The sequence below is a fragment of the Micromonospora sp. NPDC047074 genome, from assembly GCF_040643815.1.
Classification (GTDB): Bacteria; Actinomycetota; Actinomycetes; order Mycobacteriales; family Micromonosporaceae; genus Micromonospora.
Genome location: NZ_JBEYVB010000005.1, coordinates 171,255 through 189,267 on the forward strand (window position 1 = coordinate 171,255; position 18,013 = coordinate 189,267).

The 18,013-nt window shown below is 74.4% G+C and carries 20 protein-coding genes and 1 tRNA gene; 10 read left to right on the top strand and 11 right to left on the bottom strand.

What is annotated here, in order from left to right:
- Positions 1-519: 519 nt before the first annotated feature.
- Both ABZ809_RS10710 and ABZ809_RS10715 read right to left on the bottom strand, forming a co-directional pair.
- A tRNA-Val gene (locus tag ABZ809_RS10710) sits at positions 520-591 on the bottom strand.
- A 94-nt stretch (positions 592-685) separates the two neighbouring features.
- A complete protein-coding gene (locus ABZ809_RS10715; protein ID WP_357562364.1) occupies positions 686-1,234 on the bottom strand; it encodes a TIGR02611 family protein in 549 nt (182 codons plus the stop codon).
- Between the two features lie 303 nt (positions 1,235-1,537).
- Here ABZ809_RS10715 and ABZ809_RS10720 point away from each other — a divergent pair, with 303 nt between their 5' ends.
- The gene (locus ABZ809_RS10720) at positions 1,538-1,969 is read left to right on the top strand and encodes an SsgA family sporulation/cell division regulator (protein ID WP_053653619.1); all 432 of its coding nucleotides are present in this window, start codon (positions 1,538-1,540) and stop codon (positions 1,967-1,969) included.
- 103 nt (positions 1,970-2,072) lie between these two features.
- On the opposite strand, the gene ABZ809_RS10725 is transcribed toward ABZ809_RS10720, so the two are convergent.
- Positions 2,073-2,849, bottom strand: coding sequence for an SDR family oxidoreductase (locus tag ABZ809_RS10725; protein ID WP_357562237.1), 777 nt, complete (start codon positions 2,847-2,849; stop codon positions 2,073-2,075).
- 249 nt (positions 2,850-3,098) lie between these two features.
- Between ABZ809_RS10725 and ABZ809_RS10730 the strand changes: the two genes are divergently transcribed.
- The 3 genes from ABZ809_RS10730 to ABZ809_RS10740 are packed head-to-tail and all read left to right on the top strand — an operon-like array spanning position 3,099 to position 4,976.
- Entirely contained in the window at positions 3,099-4,001 is a 903-nt protein-coding gene (locus ABZ809_RS10730; RefSeq protein WP_357562238.1) for an AraC family transcriptional regulator, read from the top strand.
- 7 nt (positions 4,002-4,008) lie between these two features.
- Entirely contained in the window at positions 4,009-4,464 is a 456-nt protein-coding gene (locus ABZ809_RS10735) for an Rrf2 family transcriptional regulator (protein ID WP_357562239.1), read from the top strand.
- Complete coding sequence (locus tag ABZ809_RS10740; RefSeq protein ID WP_357562240.1) at positions 4,464-4,976, top strand: GNAT family N-acetyltransferase; 513 nt, start codon at positions 4,464-4,466, stop codon at positions 4,974-4,976. Before ABZ809_RS10735 ends, ABZ809_RS10740 begins: the two co-directional genes overlap by 1 nt.
- A 46-nt stretch (positions 4,977-5,022) precedes the next feature.
- On the opposite strand, the gene ABZ809_RS10745 is transcribed toward ABZ809_RS10740, so the two are convergent.
- From ABZ809_RS10745 to ABZ809_RS10755, 3 genes are all read right to left on the bottom strand, one after another.
- Entirely contained in the window at positions 5,023-5,688 is a 666-nt protein-coding gene (locus tag ABZ809_RS10745) for a malonic semialdehyde reductase (RefSeq protein WP_357562241.1), read from the bottom strand.
- A complete protein-coding gene (locus ABZ809_RS10750; protein ID WP_357562242.1) occupies positions 5,685-6,257 on the bottom strand; it encodes a flavin reductase family protein in 573 nt (190 codons plus the stop codon). The genes ABZ809_RS10745 and ABZ809_RS10750 overlap by 4 nt, the downstream gene beginning before the upstream one ends.
- A gap of 211 nt (positions 6,258-6,468) precedes the next feature.
- A complete protein-coding gene (locus tag ABZ809_RS10755; protein ID WP_357562365.1) occupies positions 6,469-6,546 on the bottom strand; it encodes a putative leader peptide in 78 nt (25 codons plus the stop codon).
- A gap of 249 nt (positions 6,547-6,795) precedes the next feature.
- Here ABZ809_RS10755 and ABZ809_RS10760 point away from each other — a divergent pair, with 249 nt between their 5' ends.
- Positions 6,796-6,975 (top strand): DUF4236 domain-containing protein, encoded by a 180-nt coding sequence (locus ABZ809_RS10760; protein ID WP_007075522.1) that lies wholly within the window; start codon positions 6,796-6,798, stop codon positions 6,973-6,975.
- Between the two features lie 108 nt (positions 6,976-7,083).
- Here the strand turns inward: ABZ809_RS10760 and ABZ809_RS10765 are convergent, their stop codons facing one another.
- Both ABZ809_RS10765 and ABZ809_RS10770 read right to left on the bottom strand, forming a co-directional pair.
- Complete coding sequence (locus tag ABZ809_RS10765; protein ID WP_357562243.1) at positions 7,084-7,974, bottom strand: hypothetical protein; 891 nt, start codon at positions 7,972-7,974, stop codon at positions 7,084-7,086.
- Between the two features lie 86 nt (positions 7,975-8,060).
- Positions 8,061-8,582, bottom strand: a complete 522-nt coding sequence (locus ABZ809_RS10770) for a VOC family protein (RefSeq protein WP_357562244.1) — start codon at positions 8,580-8,582, stop codon at positions 8,061-8,063.
- Between the two features lie 58 nt (positions 8,583-8,640).
- Between ABZ809_RS10770 and ABZ809_RS10775 the strand changes: the two genes are divergently transcribed.
- Together ABZ809_RS10775 and ABZ809_RS10780 are read left to right on the top strand one after the other, a co-directional pair.
- Positions 8,641-9,093 carry a MarR family transcriptional regulator gene (locus ABZ809_RS10775; RefSeq protein ID WP_357562245.1) on the top strand — a complete coding sequence of 151 codons (453 nt, stop codon included), beginning with the start codon at positions 8,641-8,643 and terminating at the stop codon, positions 9,091-9,093.
- Positions 9,094-9,150: 57 nt separating this feature from the next.
- Positions 9,151-10,743 carry a tetratricopeptide repeat protein gene (locus ABZ809_RS10780; RefSeq protein WP_357562246.1) on the top strand — a complete coding sequence of 531 codons (1,593 nt, stop codon included), beginning with the start codon at positions 9,151-9,153 and terminating at the stop codon, positions 10,741-10,743.
- Positions 10,744-10,751: 8 nt separating this feature from the next.
- Here ABZ809_RS10780 and ABZ809_RS10785 read toward each other — a convergent pair whose 3' ends face one another.
- On the bottom strand, positions 10,752-12,140 hold the full coding sequence (locus ABZ809_RS10785; RefSeq protein WP_357562366.1) for an ATP-binding protein: 1,389 nt from the start codon (positions 12,138-12,140) through the stop codon (positions 10,752-10,754).
- A 128-nt stretch (positions 12,141-12,268) separates the two neighbouring features.
- Positions 12,269-12,925 carry a response regulator transcription factor gene (locus ABZ809_RS10790; RefSeq protein ID WP_357562247.1) on the bottom strand — a complete coding sequence of 219 codons (657 nt, stop codon included), beginning with the start codon at positions 12,923-12,925 and terminating at the stop codon, positions 12,269-12,271.
- A gap of 93 nt (positions 12,926-13,018) precedes the next feature.
- Between ABZ809_RS10790 and ABZ809_RS10795 the strand changes: the two genes are divergently transcribed.
- Both ABZ809_RS10795 and ABZ809_RS10800 read left to right on the top strand, forming a co-directional pair.
- Positions 13,019-14,134, top strand: a complete 1,116-nt coding sequence (locus tag ABZ809_RS10795) for a sigma-E factor regulatory protein RseB domain-containing protein (protein WP_357562248.1) — start codon at positions 13,019-13,021, stop codon at positions 14,132-14,134.
- Positions 14,135-14,393: 259 nt separating this feature from the next.
- Positions 14,394-16,613 (top strand): ATP-binding domain-containing protein, encoded by a 2,220-nt coding sequence (locus ABZ809_RS10800; RefSeq protein WP_357562367.1) that lies wholly within the window; start codon positions 14,394-14,396, stop codon positions 16,611-16,613.
- A gap of 150 nt (positions 16,614-16,763) precedes the next feature.
- Here the strand turns inward: ABZ809_RS10800 and ABZ809_RS10805 are convergent, their stop codons facing one another.
- On the bottom strand, positions 16,764-17,171 hold the full coding sequence (locus tag ABZ809_RS10805) for a hypothetical protein (protein WP_357562249.1): 408 nt from the start codon (positions 17,169-17,171) through the stop codon (positions 16,764-16,766).
- Between the two features lie 406 nt (positions 17,172-17,577).
- On the opposite strand from ABZ809_RS10805, the gene ABZ809_RS10810 reads away from it, so the two are divergent.
- Positions 17,578-17,982, top strand: coding sequence for a hypothetical protein (locus ABZ809_RS10810; RefSeq protein ID WP_357562250.1), 405 nt, complete (start codon positions 17,578-17,580; stop codon positions 17,980-17,982).
- Positions 17,983-18,013: the final 31 nt, after the last annotated feature.

Below are 18,013 nucleotides of genomic sequence, written 5' to 3' on the forward strand. Positions count from 1 at the left end.
GTTCCTCGGGTTGAGTGGTCCTTGGTACACCACCAGAACGACGCTTACCGGCTGACGAACGTTGGAAGCGCGACGGCAGAGAACGTGCGCGTAAGCGCCCACCAAAGCATGATCCTGCGTCCCCCTGCGCCACAGCCTCTCAGTCCAGCCGAAGCACTGACATTCATCGCTGCGAGGAGCATGGCGACCTCCGATAGCACGATTACCGTGCAGTGGACTGATGCCGGTGGGGACGAAGAACAGTCGTGGCGTTACCCACTTCCGCCACGCCCACCTCGGAGATGACCCTGTCCATCGCCGTCTGCCGTCGAGCCGCACTCCCCGGGGAGCGGGCCGCCGCCCGGTCCGCCACGTCAAGCGGACCTTGACGCATGTACGGACGCTGCCGGAACAGACTGAGTCGGCTCTCGTGTCACGGACCGTGCCCCCGGCGGACATCGACGGAAACTGCTGTACTTCGCGGCTGCACGACAGCAGAAAGGCCACCTCCCAGGACTGGGAAGTGGCCTTTGAGCTGCGTGGGCGATACTGGGATCGAACCAGTGACCCCTTCGGTGTGAACGAAGTGCTCTCCCGCTGAGCTAATCGCCCTCAGCGCCGATGACTCTACCTGATCGAGGGACCGGACCGGTAATCCGGGTCCCGCGTGCCGCGAGGCAGCGCACCGGCCCTTCGGGGCGGCACGTCAGTTGGTCGCGAGGTAGTGCAGCACCTCGGCGATCACGTCGATGCCGAAGCTGTACTTCAGCGACAGCCAGACCACCGTGCCGACGAAGACCAGGCCGACGGAGCCGAGCACGAATCGCACCATAAGTGACTGCTTCTTCACCCACTGCGTCCAGCCGTGCACGTGTCGGCGGGTGAAGCCGAGCAGCCGGCGGGCCCAGTGGTACTCGACGGCCCAGATGCCGAGGCCGGCGATCACCAGCAGCCAGCCGGGCCCGGGCAGCGGGATGAGGGCGATGCCGATGGTGACGACGAGGGCGCCGGCGATGGCGACGAGGACCTTGAGGGTGACCCTTCCGGTCGGGTTGGCCCGGATCAGTTCGAGGGTGGTGCTGAGCCGCTGCCGCCAGCGGGGCCGCTGGCGTCGCTCGGCCAGCGCCGTCCCGCCGCCGGCACCACCCCGGTCGGACGTCGGCCGACCGGGTCGGTCGTGCTGTTCCATCGGCACCCCGTACCCCCGCTTTTCGGCTGTCCAGGCCGCGACCTTCGGCGAGCCCGGCCCTGCCATCGGATCCACTGAGGATCGTTTCGTAACCATTTCCTCCCCCAGTGTGGCTCGCGCCCGTCACTGGAACGGACGACTGGACGTTACCGGAGTAAGTCGACGACTGAACCACCCGATGCCGGGCGGGATCACGCACTGGGCAGAACCGGAAATCCTACATGATTATTCACATTCATGCGGCCTTTCCGACCCCCTTCCCACCACTGGGTGAAGTCAGCGTATGGCGGAGCGTAGCCAGGAGTAGCACCTGAGTATGGGAAAAGCGGGACACGCGCGTTCCGCAGCGGTGCCGGGGGGAGATCGTCCATGAGTGTCATCCGACCGACGACCGTAGAGGTCGAGACGTCGCTAAGGCTCGTCGCACCTGACGCCACCGCCTTGCCGGTGCGTGCCAGTCTGCGTTACGACCCTGCTGATCCGTATGCGGTCCATGTCCTGTTCCATGCCGAGTCCGCCGGCGGCGAGGCGGTCAGCTGGTCGTTCGCCCGGGAGCTGCTGGTCACCGGCCTCGACGAACCGGCCGGCATCGGCGACGTGCGGGTCTGGCCCTGGGCCACCCCGCGCGGGGACTTCGTCGCGCTGGCGCTGTCGTCGCCGGACGGCAACGCCCTGTTCGAGGTGCCGCGCAGCGTCCTGGTGCGCTTCCTGCGGCGGACCTACGTCGTCGTCCCGCGCGGCCGCGAGGCCGAGCACCTGGACGTCGACACCGCGGTTACCCGGCTGCTCGCCGGCCGCTGAACGACCGGCCACACCGGCCACCCGGAGCCGCGCGGATCTGCCGAGTCCGCGCGGCTTCGGCCCACCCGGGGGTACGCGCACCGCCTCCCGCCCCACGCCGGGCTCAGCCGTGGGTGGTGATGCCGCCGTCGACCGGGATCACCGCGCCGGTGAGGTACGCCCCGGCGCGCGACGACAGGTAGATCGCCGTGCCGGCCATGTCCTCCGGCCGGCCGATGCGGCCCAGCGGGACCTGCCCCTCGATGGCGGCCCGGGAGGCGGGGTCGTCCAGCGCGAACGCCATCATCTTGCTCTCGAACGGCCCCGGCGCGATCGCGTTGACCGTGATCTGCTCGCCGGCGAGCTGGTGGGCCAGGCTGCGGGTGAGCATGTGCACGGCGGCCTTGGTGGCCGAGTACGCGTACACCTCCATCATCGGCACCCGGATGCCGTCGATCGAGCCGATGTTGATCACGCGGGCCGGGTCGTCGGCGCTGGCCGACGCGCGCAGCGCGGGCAGCAGCGCGGTGGTGAGCCGGAAGACGGCCTTGACGTTCACGGCCCAGAGCTTGTCGAAGGCGCTCTCCGGGTACGACTCCAGCGGCGCGCCCCAGGTCGCGCCCGCGTTGTTGACAAGTACGTCGAGCCGGTCGACGCGCTCCCGGACGGCGGCGGCCAGGCCCTCGGCCCCGGCGTCGTGGCCGAGGTCGGCGGGGATCGCCTCGCAGCGCCCCTCGGCGGCGAGTTCCTTGGCCACGGCCTCGCAGACGTCGGCCTTGCGGGACGAGATGATCACGTGTGCGCCGGCCCGGACGAAGCCCTGGGCGATCATCAGGCCGATCCCCCGCGAGCCGCCGGTGACCAGGACAGTCTTGCCTTCGACCGAGAACAGATCCGTCATGCCCCATCCCATCACGAGTTACCGGCGGCGGCACGCCACCACAGCCGCACCGCGCACCGCCGGAGCCGTCGGGACGCGGGCGACCCGACCGGCGCGGGCGGCGCCGGCCGGACACGACCGGACGGTGCTACCGATCGGTAACGTAGCCCGCTCCCGACGGCCCCGACAAGCCCCGCCGTCGCAACGCGCCCGACCTGCGGCGCGTGCCCGGGGTGCGGTGACGGCCGCCCCGAGCTACGGTCGCAGGCGATGGTCTCTTCCGGTCAGCTCTCCCCCGCGCCGCCCGGCAACCCGGCGACCGCCCCCGCCGAGATCGACACGGTCGTCCTCGGTGACCTCGCGTCCGATCCGGGTTGGCGACGTCCGGTGCTGCTGGAGCAGGATCTGCTCGTGCTGGCCACGGGCGGGCACGGCATCGCCGAGCTGGATTTCCGCGGTCTGTCCTGCCGGCCCGGCACGCTGCTGCGGGTGCGCGCCGGCCAGGTCCTGCGCTGCGCCGGCCCGCAGTTCGACGCGACGGTGGTGCGGTGGGAGGACGGGGCGCTGCGCGGGCTCGACGTCGACCCGGACGCCGTGCCCGCCCGGCTGCAACTCGTCGGCGAGGACGAGGACGCGGTGATCACCGAGGTGAGCCAGCTGGCGGTGGACTGCCAGCGGCACCACGGGGTGCCCGCCGCGCGCGGACTGCTCCGCCATCAGCTCGCCGTGCTGCTGCTCCGGCTGTCGCTGCTGCCCGGCCGGTCCCATCCGGCGACCCGGACGGAGGCCGCCACCTTCCACCGGCTCTGCCGGGAGGTGGAGCGCGGCTACCAGCACACCCGCCGCGTCGAGGACTACGCCGCCCAGCTTGGCTGCTCGGTGCGTACCCTCACCCGGGCCTGTCTCTCGGTGACCGGCCGCAGCGCCAAGCAGGTGGTCGACGAGCGGGTGGCGCTCCAGGCGAGCCGGCTGCTGGCCGCCACCGACGAGCCGATCGCCCGGATCGGCCGGCTGCTCGGCTTCACCGAGCCGACGAACTTCGGCCGGTTCTTCACCCGGGAGGTCGGGATGAGCCCGGGCGCGTTCCGCGCCGCCCGCGAGCGCCCGTTACCAGGGCCGGTCGTGCGGCCACGGCCGCCTGCCGACGCGGCGGGCGGCCCGCCCGGGGCATGATGGTCGGGTGCAGATCTCCGCGCGCGGCGACTACGCGGTACGGGCGGCCCTGAGCCTCGCCACCGCGTACCCCCGTTTGCTGTCCACCCAGGCCATCGCCGCGGAGCAGGACATGCCGCGCAAGTTCCTGGAGGCGGTCCTGGCCGACCTGCGACGGGCCGGCATCGTCCGGGCCCAGCGTGGCGCCGAGGGCGGCTACACGCTGGCCCGGCCGCCGCGTGAGGTGACCGTCGGCGCGGTGCTGCGTGCCGTGGAGGGCCCGCTGGCCGGGGTCCGTGGGCTGCGTCCGGAGGAGACCAGCTACGACGGCTCGGCGGAGAACCTGCCCGGGCTCTGGGTCGCGGTGCGGGCCGCCGTGCGGCAGGTGGTCGACGAGGTGAGCCTCGCGGAGATAGTCAGTGGTCGGCTGCCCGCCCACGTCCGTAGGCTGACGGCCCTGCCCGACGCCTGGGAGCCGCGCTGATGCCCACCCCCACCCTGCGCACCGAGCGGCTGCTGCTGGAGCCCTACCGGCCGGACGACGCCCAGGCCTCCGTGTCCCTGCTCACCGACCCGGAGGTCGGCCGGTTCATGGGCGACGGTCCCCTGACGGCCGAGGAGGCGGGCGCGCTCTTCGAGCGGCTGTTCACGAAGGTCTACGCGGACGACCTCTTCGACGTCTGGGCGGTGCGCCGGGACGGCCACTACGTCGGGCACGCCGAGATCAAGCGGACCGGCCAGGTCGACGGCCACGAGATCGTCTACGCGCTGGCGAAGCCCGCCTGGGGTGACGGCCTCGGCACCGAGCTGGCCGGCGCCCTGATCCGGTACGGTTTCGACGCCCTCGGGCTGCCCCGGGTGTACGCGACGGTCGCCGAGGCCAACCACGCCTCGCTGGCGCTGCTGGGCAAGCTCGGCCTCGGCCACGAGCGCGACATCACCGAGGCCGACGGCACCGTGACCCGGGTGCTCGTCGCCGACCGCCCACCCGCCTGACACCGCGCCCGCCCCGACCCGGCCGGCTCGGGGCATTCCGGACGGGTCACAGTGTCGTGATCACCTCGGTGGCGTCCAGCCGGGGCAGGCGGTCGTGCCAGGCCTGCGGCCCCGGGCGGCCGATGTTCATCAGGAGCAGCACCTCGTGCCGGCCGTCCGGAAAGAACTCCTGGCGTACGCCGGTGGGATCGAATCCGGCCATCGGGCCGGCGGCCAGCCCGGCAGCGCGTACGCCGACCACCAGGTAGCCGATCTGGAGGGCGGCGTTGAACCGGGCCTGCGCGACCCGCTCCGCCCGGTCGCCGAGCCAGTCGCGCGCCTTCGGCTGGTGCGGAAACAGCTCCGGCAGCCGCTCGTGGAAGTCCACGTCGGCGGCGAGCACCGCCACCAGCGGCGCGGCGGCCGTCTTGGCCCGGTTGCCCCGGGAGACGTGCGGCAGCAGTCGGGCCCGGGCGGCTGCCGAACGCAGCAGCAGGACCCGCAGCGGCTGGGCGTTGAGCGCCGTCGGCCCGTACCGGACCAGGTCGTGAATCGCCCTGACCTGGGCTTCGGTGACCGGCTCGGCGGTGAAGGTGTTGGCGGTGCGGGCCGCCCGGAACAGCAGGTCCTGGGCGGCCCGGTCCAGCGCGAGCAGGTCCCCGGCGTCCTCGGGCCGTTCCGCCCCGGCCGACGGCGACCGGCCGGCCGCCGCGCGCGTGGCCGCTCCGGTCACGACGGCACCGCCGCCCCCGTCGTGGTGTAGTCGCCCCGGTGACGGACCAGCGGATCGGCGTCCTCACCACCGCCGAGGGCGAGCGGCTCGGCGACGAAGAGGGTGTGGTCGCCCACCGGAAGGCGGTGCGTGATGCGGCAGAGCAGCCGGGCCAGCGCCCCGGTCAGCAGCGGCACCCCGAACGGGCCCGGCGTCCAGTCCGGGTACGCGGCGAACCGGTCGATCCCGCTGGTGGCGAAGACCTGGGCGGCTTCCCGCTGGTGCGCGCCGAGCAGGTGCACGGCGACGTGCTCGGCGCGGTCGAGCACCGGCCAGCTCGACGAGGCGACCCCGAGGCAGAACGAGACGAGCGGCGGGTCCAGCGAGACCGAGGTGAACGACGTGGCGGTGAAGCCGACCCGGACGGGCGCGCCCAGGCCGCCGAGGCAGGCCGGGTCGACGGTGCCCGGAGCCACGGCGGTCACCACGGTTACGGTCGCGGCCTGGCGGCGCAGCAGCGCGCGGAACAGGTCGCGGTCCACCGGAAGCAGGTCGGTGCCCTCCGCCCGGGAACGGTCCACGGTGGTCACGCCGGTGCCGGGTGGGCGCTGGCGGCGCGGGGCGGAACGGGCCGCCCGTGCGGTGCCGGGGCTGTCGCGGTCCGGAACGGGGCCATGGGGTCTCCTGGGGTGTCGACGAGGGGACGGGCCCACCGCCGGGGGCGGGGCACGCGGCCGGGCCCGGGCCGGGCGGCGGAAGGGTGCGGCGGGCAGGACCGCGACCGAGGGGAACCGGGTCGGGTCAACAGAGCGCGCTCGCGTGGCGGACCAGGTCGACGTGCACGCGGGCCGTGAGCAGAGCCTCGTCCCGGTGCGTCATGATTCCATGCTGCCGGTGGCTGACCGCCCGGTCAATGCCCTATCGAAAGATGAGACCAGCGCTTGATCAGCCCGGCGGAAGGCCACTTCACCAGCGCACCAACGCCCGGCATCACCCATCTGTTTTGTGGGAATTACCCCCGGGTCAGGCGGCACCGTCCATCAGGGAAGGGGCGTGGTTTCACGATTCGCCGTTGCGGGCATGTTCCGGTTCGACAGGGCAGGCAGGGAATCGAAGGGAGCCATGGCGATGGGTCTGATGTTCCGCAAGCGCAAGAAGTACGGCCCGATCATCCTCAACTTCACCGAGAACGGCTTCTCGTCCTGGAGCATCAAGATCGGTCGCTGGTCCTGGAACTCGCGGGCCAAGGCGCACCGGGTCGACCTTCCGGGTCCGCTGTCCTGGAAGCAGGACAAGTCCCGGGCGTGAGGTCCCGAGGTCGAGCGGGGCGCCGGTGCTGCACCGGCGCCCCGCTCGGCGTGTGCGGCCCGGTGCGCCCACCACCGGGCTTCGGCCGCGCGGCCCCGGCGGTTCCGGTCAGGTGAGCGGTCGCGCGTCCCGGGCGGAGACGAGCACGTCACCGCCGAGCCGGCCGTGCTCCGGCTCGCGGGTCACCTCCCCCGCGGCGAGCAGCCCGGTCAGCGCCCCGACGGCGTCGGAGGACCGGTAGACGGTCGCGGTGAGGGCGTGCCGGCGCAGCTCGGTGACCGTACGCGGGCCGGAGCGCGCCAGCTCGGCCAGCAGCTCGTGGCGCAGCGGGTCGGGCTCGGGGACTCCGGTGGCGTCGAGCAGCCGCCCGGCCGTGTCACGGTAGCGGGTGCCGGTGGCCCCGGCGACGGCCCAGAGCGACTCCTTGAAAGCTTCCAGGCTCCTGTCCGAGCGGGTCGCGAAGGCGAGCAGCCACGCGGGGGCACCGTCGGCGGGTACCAGCTCCGCCTCGGTCGTCAGCGGAAACCCGGCGTCGGCGAGGGCGGCGCGCGCGGCCGTGCCGGCTGCGGTGGCGAGCAGCACGTCGGCCGGCTTGCCGGCGGCTGCGGCGGTCAGCGCCGCCGCGTCGGCTGCCGGGTCCGCCACGATGGACAGCAGGGGCGCGCCCGCCGCGCCGGCCGCCTTGACGGCCACGGGCAGCCGGGCCGGCCCGCCGGGCATCAGGTGCACGGCGACCGTCGCCGGCAGTTCGGCCTCCACGGCACCGAGCCGCGCGGGCAACTCCTCGGTGCCGTCGGCGAGCACCAGCACGGTCAGTTGATGGCCCCGCAGCCGGTCGGCGTGGTCGGCGACCACCCGCAGGGCAGCCTCGGCGGCACCGTCGTCGCCACCGGCGTACGCCAGGGCGAGGGTGGCCCGGCGGGCGCGGCGCAGCGCCTCCGGCAGCCAGGTCTCCAGGTGTCGGACGATCAGCTCGCGCAGGACGGCGTCGGTCGGCATGCTGTCGTTCTACCGCACCCCCGCCCCGGGCCGGGCGCCAGCGCCCCCGGCCGGCCACCGGGAGCGCAGGAAGAGCAGGCCCGGAGTCAGGCCGGCACGGAGATGCCCACCCCGCCGCGGGTCTGGCCGCCGTAGCGCCGCCGCTCGGCGTCCAGGTCGAGCCGGCCGATCCGCTTGCGCGCGGCCACGGCGGCGTCGTCCAGCCGGTCGGCGGGCACCAGCCAGACGATCTCGAACTCCAGCCCGTCCGGGTCCTGCCCGTAGAGGCTCTTGGTGGTGCCGTGGTCGGAGGCGCCGACCAGGGCGTCGGCGGCGGCGAGCCGCTCGGCGGTGGCCGCCAGCTCGTCGAGGGTGTCGACCTCCCAGGCCAGGTGGTAGAGCCCGACGGCGCCGCGGCCGGCGGTGGAGCGGCCGGCGCCGGCGCCGATCTCGAACAGGCCGAGGTCGTGGTCGTTGGTGGAGCCGGGCGCCTGGAGGAAGGCGGCGCCCCGGAAGCCGTCCGGGGTCATCGGGATCGGCCGGAAGCCCAGCACGTCGCCGTAGAAGGCGACGCTGCGGGCGAGGTCACTGACGTAGAGCACGGCGTGGTTGAGGCGGTGGATTCCCATGCCACCGACGCTAGCGCGCTTTTGTTGAACGTTCAACTATGTGGCGTACGATGACGTCATGACCCGCTGGCTGGATCCCGACGAGCAGCGCACCTGGCGCGCGTACCTGACCGCCTCCCGGGCGCTGATGGAGACGCTCGACCGGGAGCTGCAACGCGACGCCGGCATGCCGCACGCGTACTACGAGATCCTGGTCCGGCTCTCCGAGGCCCCCGGGCGACGGCTGCGGATGAGCGAACTGGCGGAGGTCAGCGGCTCCTCCCGCAGCCGGCTCTCGCACGCCGTGGCCCGGCTGGAGGCGGCCGGCTGGGTCCGCCGCGAGGAGTGCCCCACCGACCGGCGCGGACAGATCGCGGCCCTCACCGACGAGGGATTCGACACCCTCGCCGCCGCCGCGCCCGGCCACGTGGAGGGGGTACGCCGGCACCTGTTCGACGCGTTGAGCCCGGCCCAGGTGGACCAGTTGCGCCGGATCAGCGAGACGCTCGTCGACCACTTGACCAGTTCTTGACCAATCCACTCCGGCTCGGGTCTTGTACTTACCGTCGTCGGATGAGCACGATGGGGCGTGCCTTCCGGCTTCGGTGAACTGACTGACCAGGCGCACCACCTGGTTTCCGCCGGCGACCTCGCCGGCGCCCAGCGGCTGCTCGCCGACGCGCTGACCGACGCCGACCCGCGTCCGGCCAACGCCACACCCGAGCTGGCCGAGGCCGCCAGCCTCCAGGCCCGCGTGCTGGTCGCCCTCGGCGAGCCGCACTCCGCCCGGGGCTGGGCCGCCTTCGCGTACGCGGCCACGACCCGGCTGCACGGGCGGGACGACCAGCGCACGGTGGCCGCCGCGGCCACCCTCGCGGCGGTGCTGCACCGGGTCGGGAGCTGGTCCCGCGCCGCCCGGCTCTACCAGGAAGTGATCATCGAGCTGACCGCGCTGGACGGGCCCGAGTCGCTGCGGGTGCTCGCCGCCCACGCCGACCTGGCCACGGTGGAGTACGCGCGGGGCCAGTGCCAGGTGGCCCGCGACCGGCTCCAGGACGCCTGGGAGCTGCACCGCGAGGTCTACGGCGACGGGCATCCCAGCGGCATCAAGATGCTGGCCCGGCTCGGGGCGATGCAGCGCGACTGCGGGCAGTTCGCCGAGGCACACGACAACCTGGCGCTGGCCCGGGAGCTCTGCCGACAGCACCTGCCGGCGGACGATCCGCTGGCGGCGCAGGTGGCGGCGCTGGCCCGGGCGGCGGCCAACCCGGACCACGTGTGCGCCGACAACGCGCCCGTCGGCGCCGACGGCCCGATCGTGCCGTCCGCGCGCACCCCACCCCCCGGCGACGGGCCGCAGGCTGTCCACCATCCCTCACCGGCCAGCCACCACCCCTCGCAGGAGGGCTACCGCCCGGCGGAGCCGGAGCCGTACGCCGGTCCGCCGCACGCCGTGCCGACCCCCCGGCAGCCGACCGAGGACCCGGCACCCGGCTGGCGGGCCCCGGAGGCCGGCGCCACCGGGGACGGGCCGGCTGGCGGTGCCGTACCGCCATCGGTCGTCTCCCTGGCCGGCGGCGGCGCCGAGGAGGCCGACGGCGTGCGCCGGGTCCGCCAGCACGGCGTGCCCGACGAGCCCTACGAGCCGTCCCGGCTGCTGCCGGTGCCGGTGCACCGCGCGCCGGCCCGGCGCGACAACCGGCTGCTGCCCCTCGTCATCGGCGGTGTCGTGGTGGTGCTGCTGGGCACGGCGGCGGTGATCGCCGGGGTGGCCGGGGTGGACCGTGACCCCGACCCGGCGCCTTCGGCCGCGACCGGCGCACCGGCGTCGCCGCCGGCCGGTGCCGGGCCGCCGGCCACCACGGCCGCCCCGCCCGCCACCGGCCCGACGGGCGGGGCCGCGGCCTCCCCCGGCACCCCGCCCGGGGACGTGACGCTGCGGGACAACCGCGACAACGTGGCGCTGCGCTGGACCTACCCCGCCGGCGGGGAGGGCCCGGTGGTCATCTCGGGCGGCCGCGCCGGCCAGGCGCAGACGGCCTTCGCCAACCTGCCAGCCGGCACCACGGCCTTCGTCGTCTACGGCCTGAACCGCGCCACCGACTACTGCTTCACGGTCGCCGTCGTGTGGTCGACCGACACCATCGCCCGGGCGCGGGAGGTCTGCACCAACCGCCGCTGACCGACCCGTCAGGGGCGCTCCGGGTCGGGCAGGGCCGGCAGCCGCAGCCGTACCCGCAGCCCCGGGCCGGCGACGCGGTCGGGGTCGGCGTCCGTCAGGTCGATGCCGCCGCCGGCCCGGCGGACCAGCTCGCGCACGATGGCCAGGCCGAGACCGGCGCCGCCGTCGTCCCGGGCCCGGGCGTCGTCGAGCCGGGTGAACCGGCCGAAGACCCGCTCCCGGTCCGCGGCCGGGATGCCGGGCCCGTCGTCGGTCACCGTGACCAGGTGGTATGCCTCGATATCGGCGTCGGCGTCCTGGTGGGTGTCCCGCCGGCCGGCGGGGGGTCGCGCGGCCAGCACCACCTCGCGGCCGGCGTGCCGCACCGCGTTGTCGACCAGGTTGGCCAGGATCCGCCGCAACTCGTCGGGGTCGCCCTCGGTCCACAACGGCCCCGGCGGCGCGTCGAGGCGCACCGGCGGCGACGGGTACCGGGCGGCCACCGACGCCAGCAGGGCCCCCAGCTCGACCGGGCCCGTGGCCCTGACCGGAGGGCCCTCGTCGAGCCGGGCCAGCAACAGCAGGTCGTCGACGAGCCGGCCGAGCCGCTCGGTGTCGGCCAGCAGGTTCGCCGACACGGCCGTCCAGTCCGTCCGGTCACCCAGCCGCCGGGCCACCTCCAGCTCCGTACGGATGTTCGTCAGCGGGCTGCGCAGCTCGTGCGCGGCGTCGGCGACGAACGCCCGTTGCCGGTGCCGGGCGGACTCCAGCCGGCCCAGCATCCCGTTGAGGGTGACGGCCAGCCGGTGGATCTCGTCCCGCGACGCCGGTACGGGCAACCGCCCGCCCCCGTTCCGCCCGGTGATCTCCTCGGCGCCCCGGCGCAGCGCCTCCACCGGGCGCAGCGTGGCACCGACGACCCGCCAGGCGACGGCGGCGAGCACCGCCACCAGCAGCGGGAAGCTCACCAGCAGGATGGTCCGGACGACGTGCCCGCTGTGCCGCGCGTCCGCCAGCGACCGGGCCACCAGGACGGTACGCGGATCGGCGGCGGTCCCCGCCGGTACGGCCACCACCCGGACCGGCCCGGCCAGGCCGATCCGCTCGCCCGAGACCGTCAGCCGCTGCCGTACGCCGGCGTCGATCCGGTTCAGCGGGACCATCGGCACCAGCCGGTCGGCGTCGATCGAGGCGGCCCGCACCCGCCCCTCGGCGTCGAGCACCTGCACCCGGACCTGTCCCCCGGCGACCGGCAGCGGGTCCGGCAGGGCCTCCTCGGCGGCGAGCAGGGCGACCGCGTCGGCGGTCCGGAACGCCTCGGTGTCCACGGCGCGTTGCAGGGCCCAGCCGAGCACGCCGAGCAGCACCAGGCCCCCGACAGCCAGTCCCACCGACACGCCGAGCACCCCGACCACCATCAGCCGCCCGCGCAGCCCCGGCGCGGCCCGTAACCAGCCCCGCACTCCTCACCGCCCTCCCGGCCCGCTCGTTGGGAAGGGCACCTTCCTATCGCGTACGCGATAGGAAGGTGCCCTTCCTTCGCTTCTCATGTGGCGAGCCGGTAGCCGGCGCCCCGGACCGTCTCCAGGCGCTCCCGGCCGATCTTGCGCCGCAGGTATCCGACGTAGACCTCGACCGCGTTGGGTGCCGTGTCGACGCTGGCGTCCCAGACATGGTCCAGCAGCTCGGTCTTGGAGACCACCTCGCCGGGCCGCCGCATCAGGTAGTCCAGCAGCGCGAACTCCCGGCTGGTCAGGGCGACCTCCGCGTCGGCCAGGGTCACCCGCCGCCGGGCCGGGTCGAGCCGGAGATCGCCGACCGCGAGCACCGTCGGGCGTTCGGGGGCGCCGCGGCGCAGCAGGGCCCGCAGCCGGGCCAGCAGCACCACGTACGAGAAGGGCTTGGTGAGGTAGTCGTCGGCGCCGCAGTCCAGCCCGTCGGCCTGGTCGTACTCGCCGTCCTTGGCCGACAGCATGAGCACCGGCAGCCAGCGTTCCTCGGCGCGCAGCCGACGGACCAGCTCGTAGCCGGAGAGGCCGGGCAGCATCACGTCGAGGATCATCGCGTCGTAGCCGCCGTGCCGGGCCGCGTCCAGCCCCGCCGGGCCGGTCGTCGCCACGTCCACCGCGAACCCCTCGGCCTGCAGGCCCCGCTGCAGGGCGGACGCCAGCCGCGACTCGTCCTCCACCACCAGCAACCGCACGCCTCAAGGGTGCCACCCGTGCGGGCGGTCGTGCCGTCGTCCTCAGCGCCCTCACAGCGTCGTTCGGGCAGGATGGTCGGCAGGAGGTGCCACATGTCCGTCCTGAAGAGCCGTCCCGTCCTGCGTTGGCTGGTCCCGGTGACCGCCGTCGCGACCGTCATCGGTGGTGGTGCCGCGCTCGGCACGTTCGCCGCCCAGGCCGAGCCGAGCCTGCCCCCGCGTACCGCCGCCCAACTGCTCGTCGACCTCCAGACCTCCCGGCTGGAGGGGCTCTCCGGCACGGTCGTGCAGCGCGCCGACCTGGGCCTGCCGCCGCTGGCCGGGCTGGTCGGCGGCGACAACCTGACCAGCCTGCTGACCGGCACGCACACGCTGCGGGTCTGGCACTCCGGCCCGGACCGGCAGCGGATCGCCCTGCTGGACACGCTCGGCGAACAGGACGTCATCCGCAACGGCCGGGACGTGTGGATCTGGAACAGCCGGTCCAACACCGCGACCCACCGGACGCTGTCCGAGGAGACCGGCCCCACCGAGGTGCCGGAGCTGCCGGCCACCCCCGGCGAGGCGGCCGACCTGGCCCTGGCGGCGATCGCCCCGAGCACCGAGGTCAGCGTCGGCCGGTCCGCCACGGTCGCCGGTCGGTCCGCGTACGAGCTGGTGCTGGCCCCGCGCGACGCCGCCTCACTGGTGCACCAGGTGCGCATCGCCATCGACGCGCGCCAGCACGTGCCGCTGCGGTTCGAGATCTTCGCCGACGGCAGCGACCAGCCGGCGTTCGAGATGGCCTTCACCCAGGTGTCGTACGCCCGGCCGGACGCCGACCAGTTCACCTTCAACCCGCCGCCGGGGGTGAAGGTGACCGAGGCGACGGCCGGGAAGCCGTCGGCCCACGCGCCCGGTGAGCGCCGGACCGACGGCGAGCGGCCGGAGGTGCGTACCGTCGGCGAGGGCTGGGGCACGGTGGTGGTCGCGCGGCTCGACGGCGCCGGCACTCCCGCCGAGCGGGCCAAGGCCGCACCGGGCCGGCCCGGCGGCGGGTCGGCGGTCGACCCGGCGGCGCTGCTCGGCGCGCTGCCGGCGGTCAGCGGCGACTGGGGCAGCGGCCGGCTGCTGACCGGGAAGCTGTTCAGCGTGCTGCTCACCGACGACGGCCGGGTGATCGCCGGGGCGGTGACCCCGGAGCGGCTCTACGAGGTGGCCAGGGGCTGAGAACCAGCGCACATCCGGGGGCCTGCCGCACGGCGGGCCCCCGCTGCGTGCGGAGCGGCCGGGCGGGGTGCCCGGCGCGCTTGGTCGGGACGGCCGGCGCACGGTATCTTTCTCAGTTCAGGCAACAAAAAAGAACGGCCCCTATAGCCGTTCCGGGGAAGATACTAATTGATTGGGAGACGGCTTGTCAAGGCATTCCGCCGATTCCGGTGAATTGCAGCCCGATGACGAGATCGGCCGCGAGCAGGAATACGTCTCGATGCTCTACGGGCGGCTGGACGAGCTGCGCGAGCAGGCCGCCCGCCGGCTGGCCGAGGAGCTGCGGGCGACCGGCGGCACCCGCCAGGCACTCTCCCAGCGCGACAGCGCGGTGCGGATGTACGCCGACCAGGTCGAGCAGTTCTCCGCCGTGGAGAGCGGCCTCTGTTTCGGTCGGCTCGACACCGACGACGGCGGACCGCACTACGTCGGCCGGATCGGCATCTTCGACACCGACGGCGACTACGACCCGCTGCTGATGGACTGGCGCGCCCCGGCCGCCCGCGCCTTCTATCTCGCCACCGCCGCCAACCCGCAGGGGGTACGCCGCCGCCGGCACCTGCGCACCCGGGAACGCAAGGTGACCGCGCTCAACGACGAGGTACTGGACCTCGCCACCGCCTCCCCCACCGCGCACGAGGAGCTGACCGGCGAGGCGTCGCTGCTCGCCGCCCTCAACGCCGGCCGCACCGGGCGGATGCGCGACATCGTCGAGACCATCCAGGCCGAACAGGACCGCATCATCCGCGCCGACCTGCCGGGCGTGCTGGTGGTGCAGGGCGGCCCCGGCACCGGTAAGACGGCCGTCGCGCTGCACCGCGCGGCGTACCTGCTCTACACCCACCGGCAGCAGCTCTCCACCCGGGGCGTGCTCCTGGTCGGCCCGAACGCCACGTTCCTGCGCTACATCTCCCAGGTGCTCCCGGCGCTGGCCGAGACGGGTGTGCTGCTGCGTACGCAGGGCGATCTCTTCCCCGGGGTCAGCGCCCGCCGGGCCGAGCCCGCCGAGACGGCCGCGGTGAAGGGCCGCCCGGTGCTGGCCGAGGTGCTGGCCGCCGCCGTACGGGACCGGCAGTGGGTGCCCGACGAGCCGCTGGAGATCGAGCTGCCGCAACAGGAGGTGCTGCGGCTCGACCCGGAGACCGTACGGGCCGCCCGGGACCGGGCCCGCCGGGCCGACCGGCCGCACAACCTGGCCCGGGCGCTCTTCGACGTCGAGATCGTCCATGCCCTGGCGGCCCAGGTCGCCGAGCGGATCGGCGCGGACCCGCTCGGCGGGGAGAACCTGCTCGACGAGGCCGACGTGGCGGAGATCCGCCGCGAGCTGCGCGAGGAACCCGAGGTGCGGGCCACGCTGGACCAGCTCTGGCCGGTGCTCACCCCGCAGCGCCTGCTGGCCGACCTGTACGCCAGCACCGACCGGCTCGCCACCGCCGCGCCCATGCTCAGCGACGCCGAGCGGGCCCTGCTGCACCGCGAGCCGGGCGGCTGGACGCCGGCCGACGTGCCGCTGCTGGACGAGGCGGCCGAGCTGCTCGGCGAGGACGAACGCGCCGCCGCGGCCCGCCGCGAGCGGATCCGGGCGCTGCAACGGGAGTACGCCGAGGGCGTGCTGGAGATCGCCCGGGGCTCCCGCTCCATCGACGTGGAGGACGAGGCGGACGGCGGTGAGATCCTCGGCGTCACCGACCTGATCGACGCCGACCGCCTGCTGGAGCGGCAGGAGGAGGCGGACCGGCTGACCACCGCCCAGCGGGCCGCGGCCGACCGGGGTTGGGCCTTCGGCCACGTCATCGTCGACGAGGCGCAGGAACTGTCGCCGATGGCCTGGCGGCTGCTGATGCGCCGCTGCCCGAGCCGCTCGATGACGATCGTCGGCGACGTGGCGCAGACCGGGGCGCTGGCCGGCACCCCGTCCTGGGCCGACGCGCTGGAGCCGTACGTGGCGCAGCGGTGGCGGTTGGAGGAGCTGACCGTCAGCTACCGCACGCCGGCCGAGATCATGGCCGTCGCCGCCGAGGTGCTCGCCGAGATCGACCCGGAGCTGCGCCCGCCCCGCTCCGTACGCTCCAGCGGGGTGCCGCCGTGGGACCGCGCGGTGGAACCGGAGCGGCTGGCGGCGGAGCTGGTGGCGGCCAGCGCCCGGGAGGCGGCCGGACTGGAGGACGGCCGGCTCGGGGTGATCGTGCCGGCCGCCCGGGTCGACGAGCTGGGCGAAGCGCTCACCGCCGCCCTGCCCGAGGCGGCCGTGGGCGAGGACCCGGAGCTGGAGAGCCGGGTGGTGGTGCTCACCGTCGGCCAGGCCAAGGGCCTCGAGTTCGACTCGGTCCTTCTGGTCGACCCCGACGGCATCGTCGCCGAGTCCCCCCGGGGCCGCAGCGACCTCTACGTAGCCCTGACCCGCGCCACCCAACGCCTCGGCGTCCTCCGCCCATCCTGACCCCCCGTCCCCCCTCCCCCGGCCCCGGCCCTCTGCGGGTTGATCATGAGGTTAGCGGCGAGTTTGATCTCCACAACTGCCGCCAACATCATGATCAACGGGGAAGGGCCGGGGACGGGGCCGGGGTGGGTGGGTGGGGTGGGAGCGGGGTCAGTCTGGGGTGAAGTCGCCGATCTGGCTGGCGGTGCCGGACTGGTCGCTGGTGGAGCCGCCGGCGGGTGTGCTCATGCCGCCGGTGGTGGCGTCGCCCGTGGTGGTCGGGGCCACCTTGCCCGGATGCCGCTCGGGTTGCCGGGCCAGCCGGCGGACGCTGGCCGGGCCGGCGGTGCCGCCGGTCGTGGTGACCGCCCCCTGTCCCCTGGTGGGACCACCGTCCCGCAGCACGGCCGGGTCGATCGGGACGTCGGCGGGGTCGCTTGGGTCCTCGTCCTGGATGACCCGCTGCACGTCGGTGCGGGGCACGGTCACCTCGTCCAGGGCGCCCTCGCCGTACACGCCGCCGGCGATCCGGTCCTCGGCCCGCCGGGCGGCGTCCTGTCGCATGTCGTCCTCACGCACGTCCATCACCTCGCAGAAGTGTCGGTCTCGGTGCGTGCCCGGGGGCGCGCCCGGCAAACCCGCCCCGGCGGCCGGCCGAAAGCCGCGACCGCTTTCGACCCGGGTGTCGGCTGTCGCCCGCCGGCCGGCCTCCGGCGCCGGTCGCCCTCCGTCGGCTCCGGCGCGGTTGCCCACCGCCGATCACGCCTGCGGCGGCGCCGCGTGGGCGCGTGCCACAGCGGGGGTACGCCGTGCGCACATCGCGGTCGGGCCCGGATTTTTCCTGGCCAGGGCGGGTGTTACTGCCCCCGCCGCCTCGGGTAGACGGCGGTTGTCCCCGCCATGAACGCGAACCGTGCCGTGGCCGACACGCGGTAGCGGGGCGAGGGAACGCAGGTACGACTCATCGCATCCTGAGGAGGACAAGATGAGCACGCAGGCTGCTTCCACCAGGCCGTCGAACCGCCCGACGCAGGAGGCGCCCAACCGGGCGATGCAGGACCGGGCGATGCAGGACCGGGCGATGCACGAGACGCCCACCCGGCCGATGCCGATGATGCACGACGGGCGTCGCGAGGCCATGCAGGCGCCCGGCACGGAGACCAAGCCGTCGCTGCGGACGACCGAATTCTGGGTCTACATCGCGGCCGTGGTCGGCGTGCTGGCCGCCTCGCAGCTGGTCGGACGGAACTCGGCCGGTGTGGACATCTTCCGGGCCGACAACGCCTGGTTCATGATCACGCTGCTGACCATCGGATACCTGGGTAGCCGTGGTCTGGCCAAGGCCGGTAGCGCCTGGCGCAGCGGCCAGGAGCGCGAGGCCCGGCACTGACCGGGTACCGCGCGCCACAACACGCGGTGGC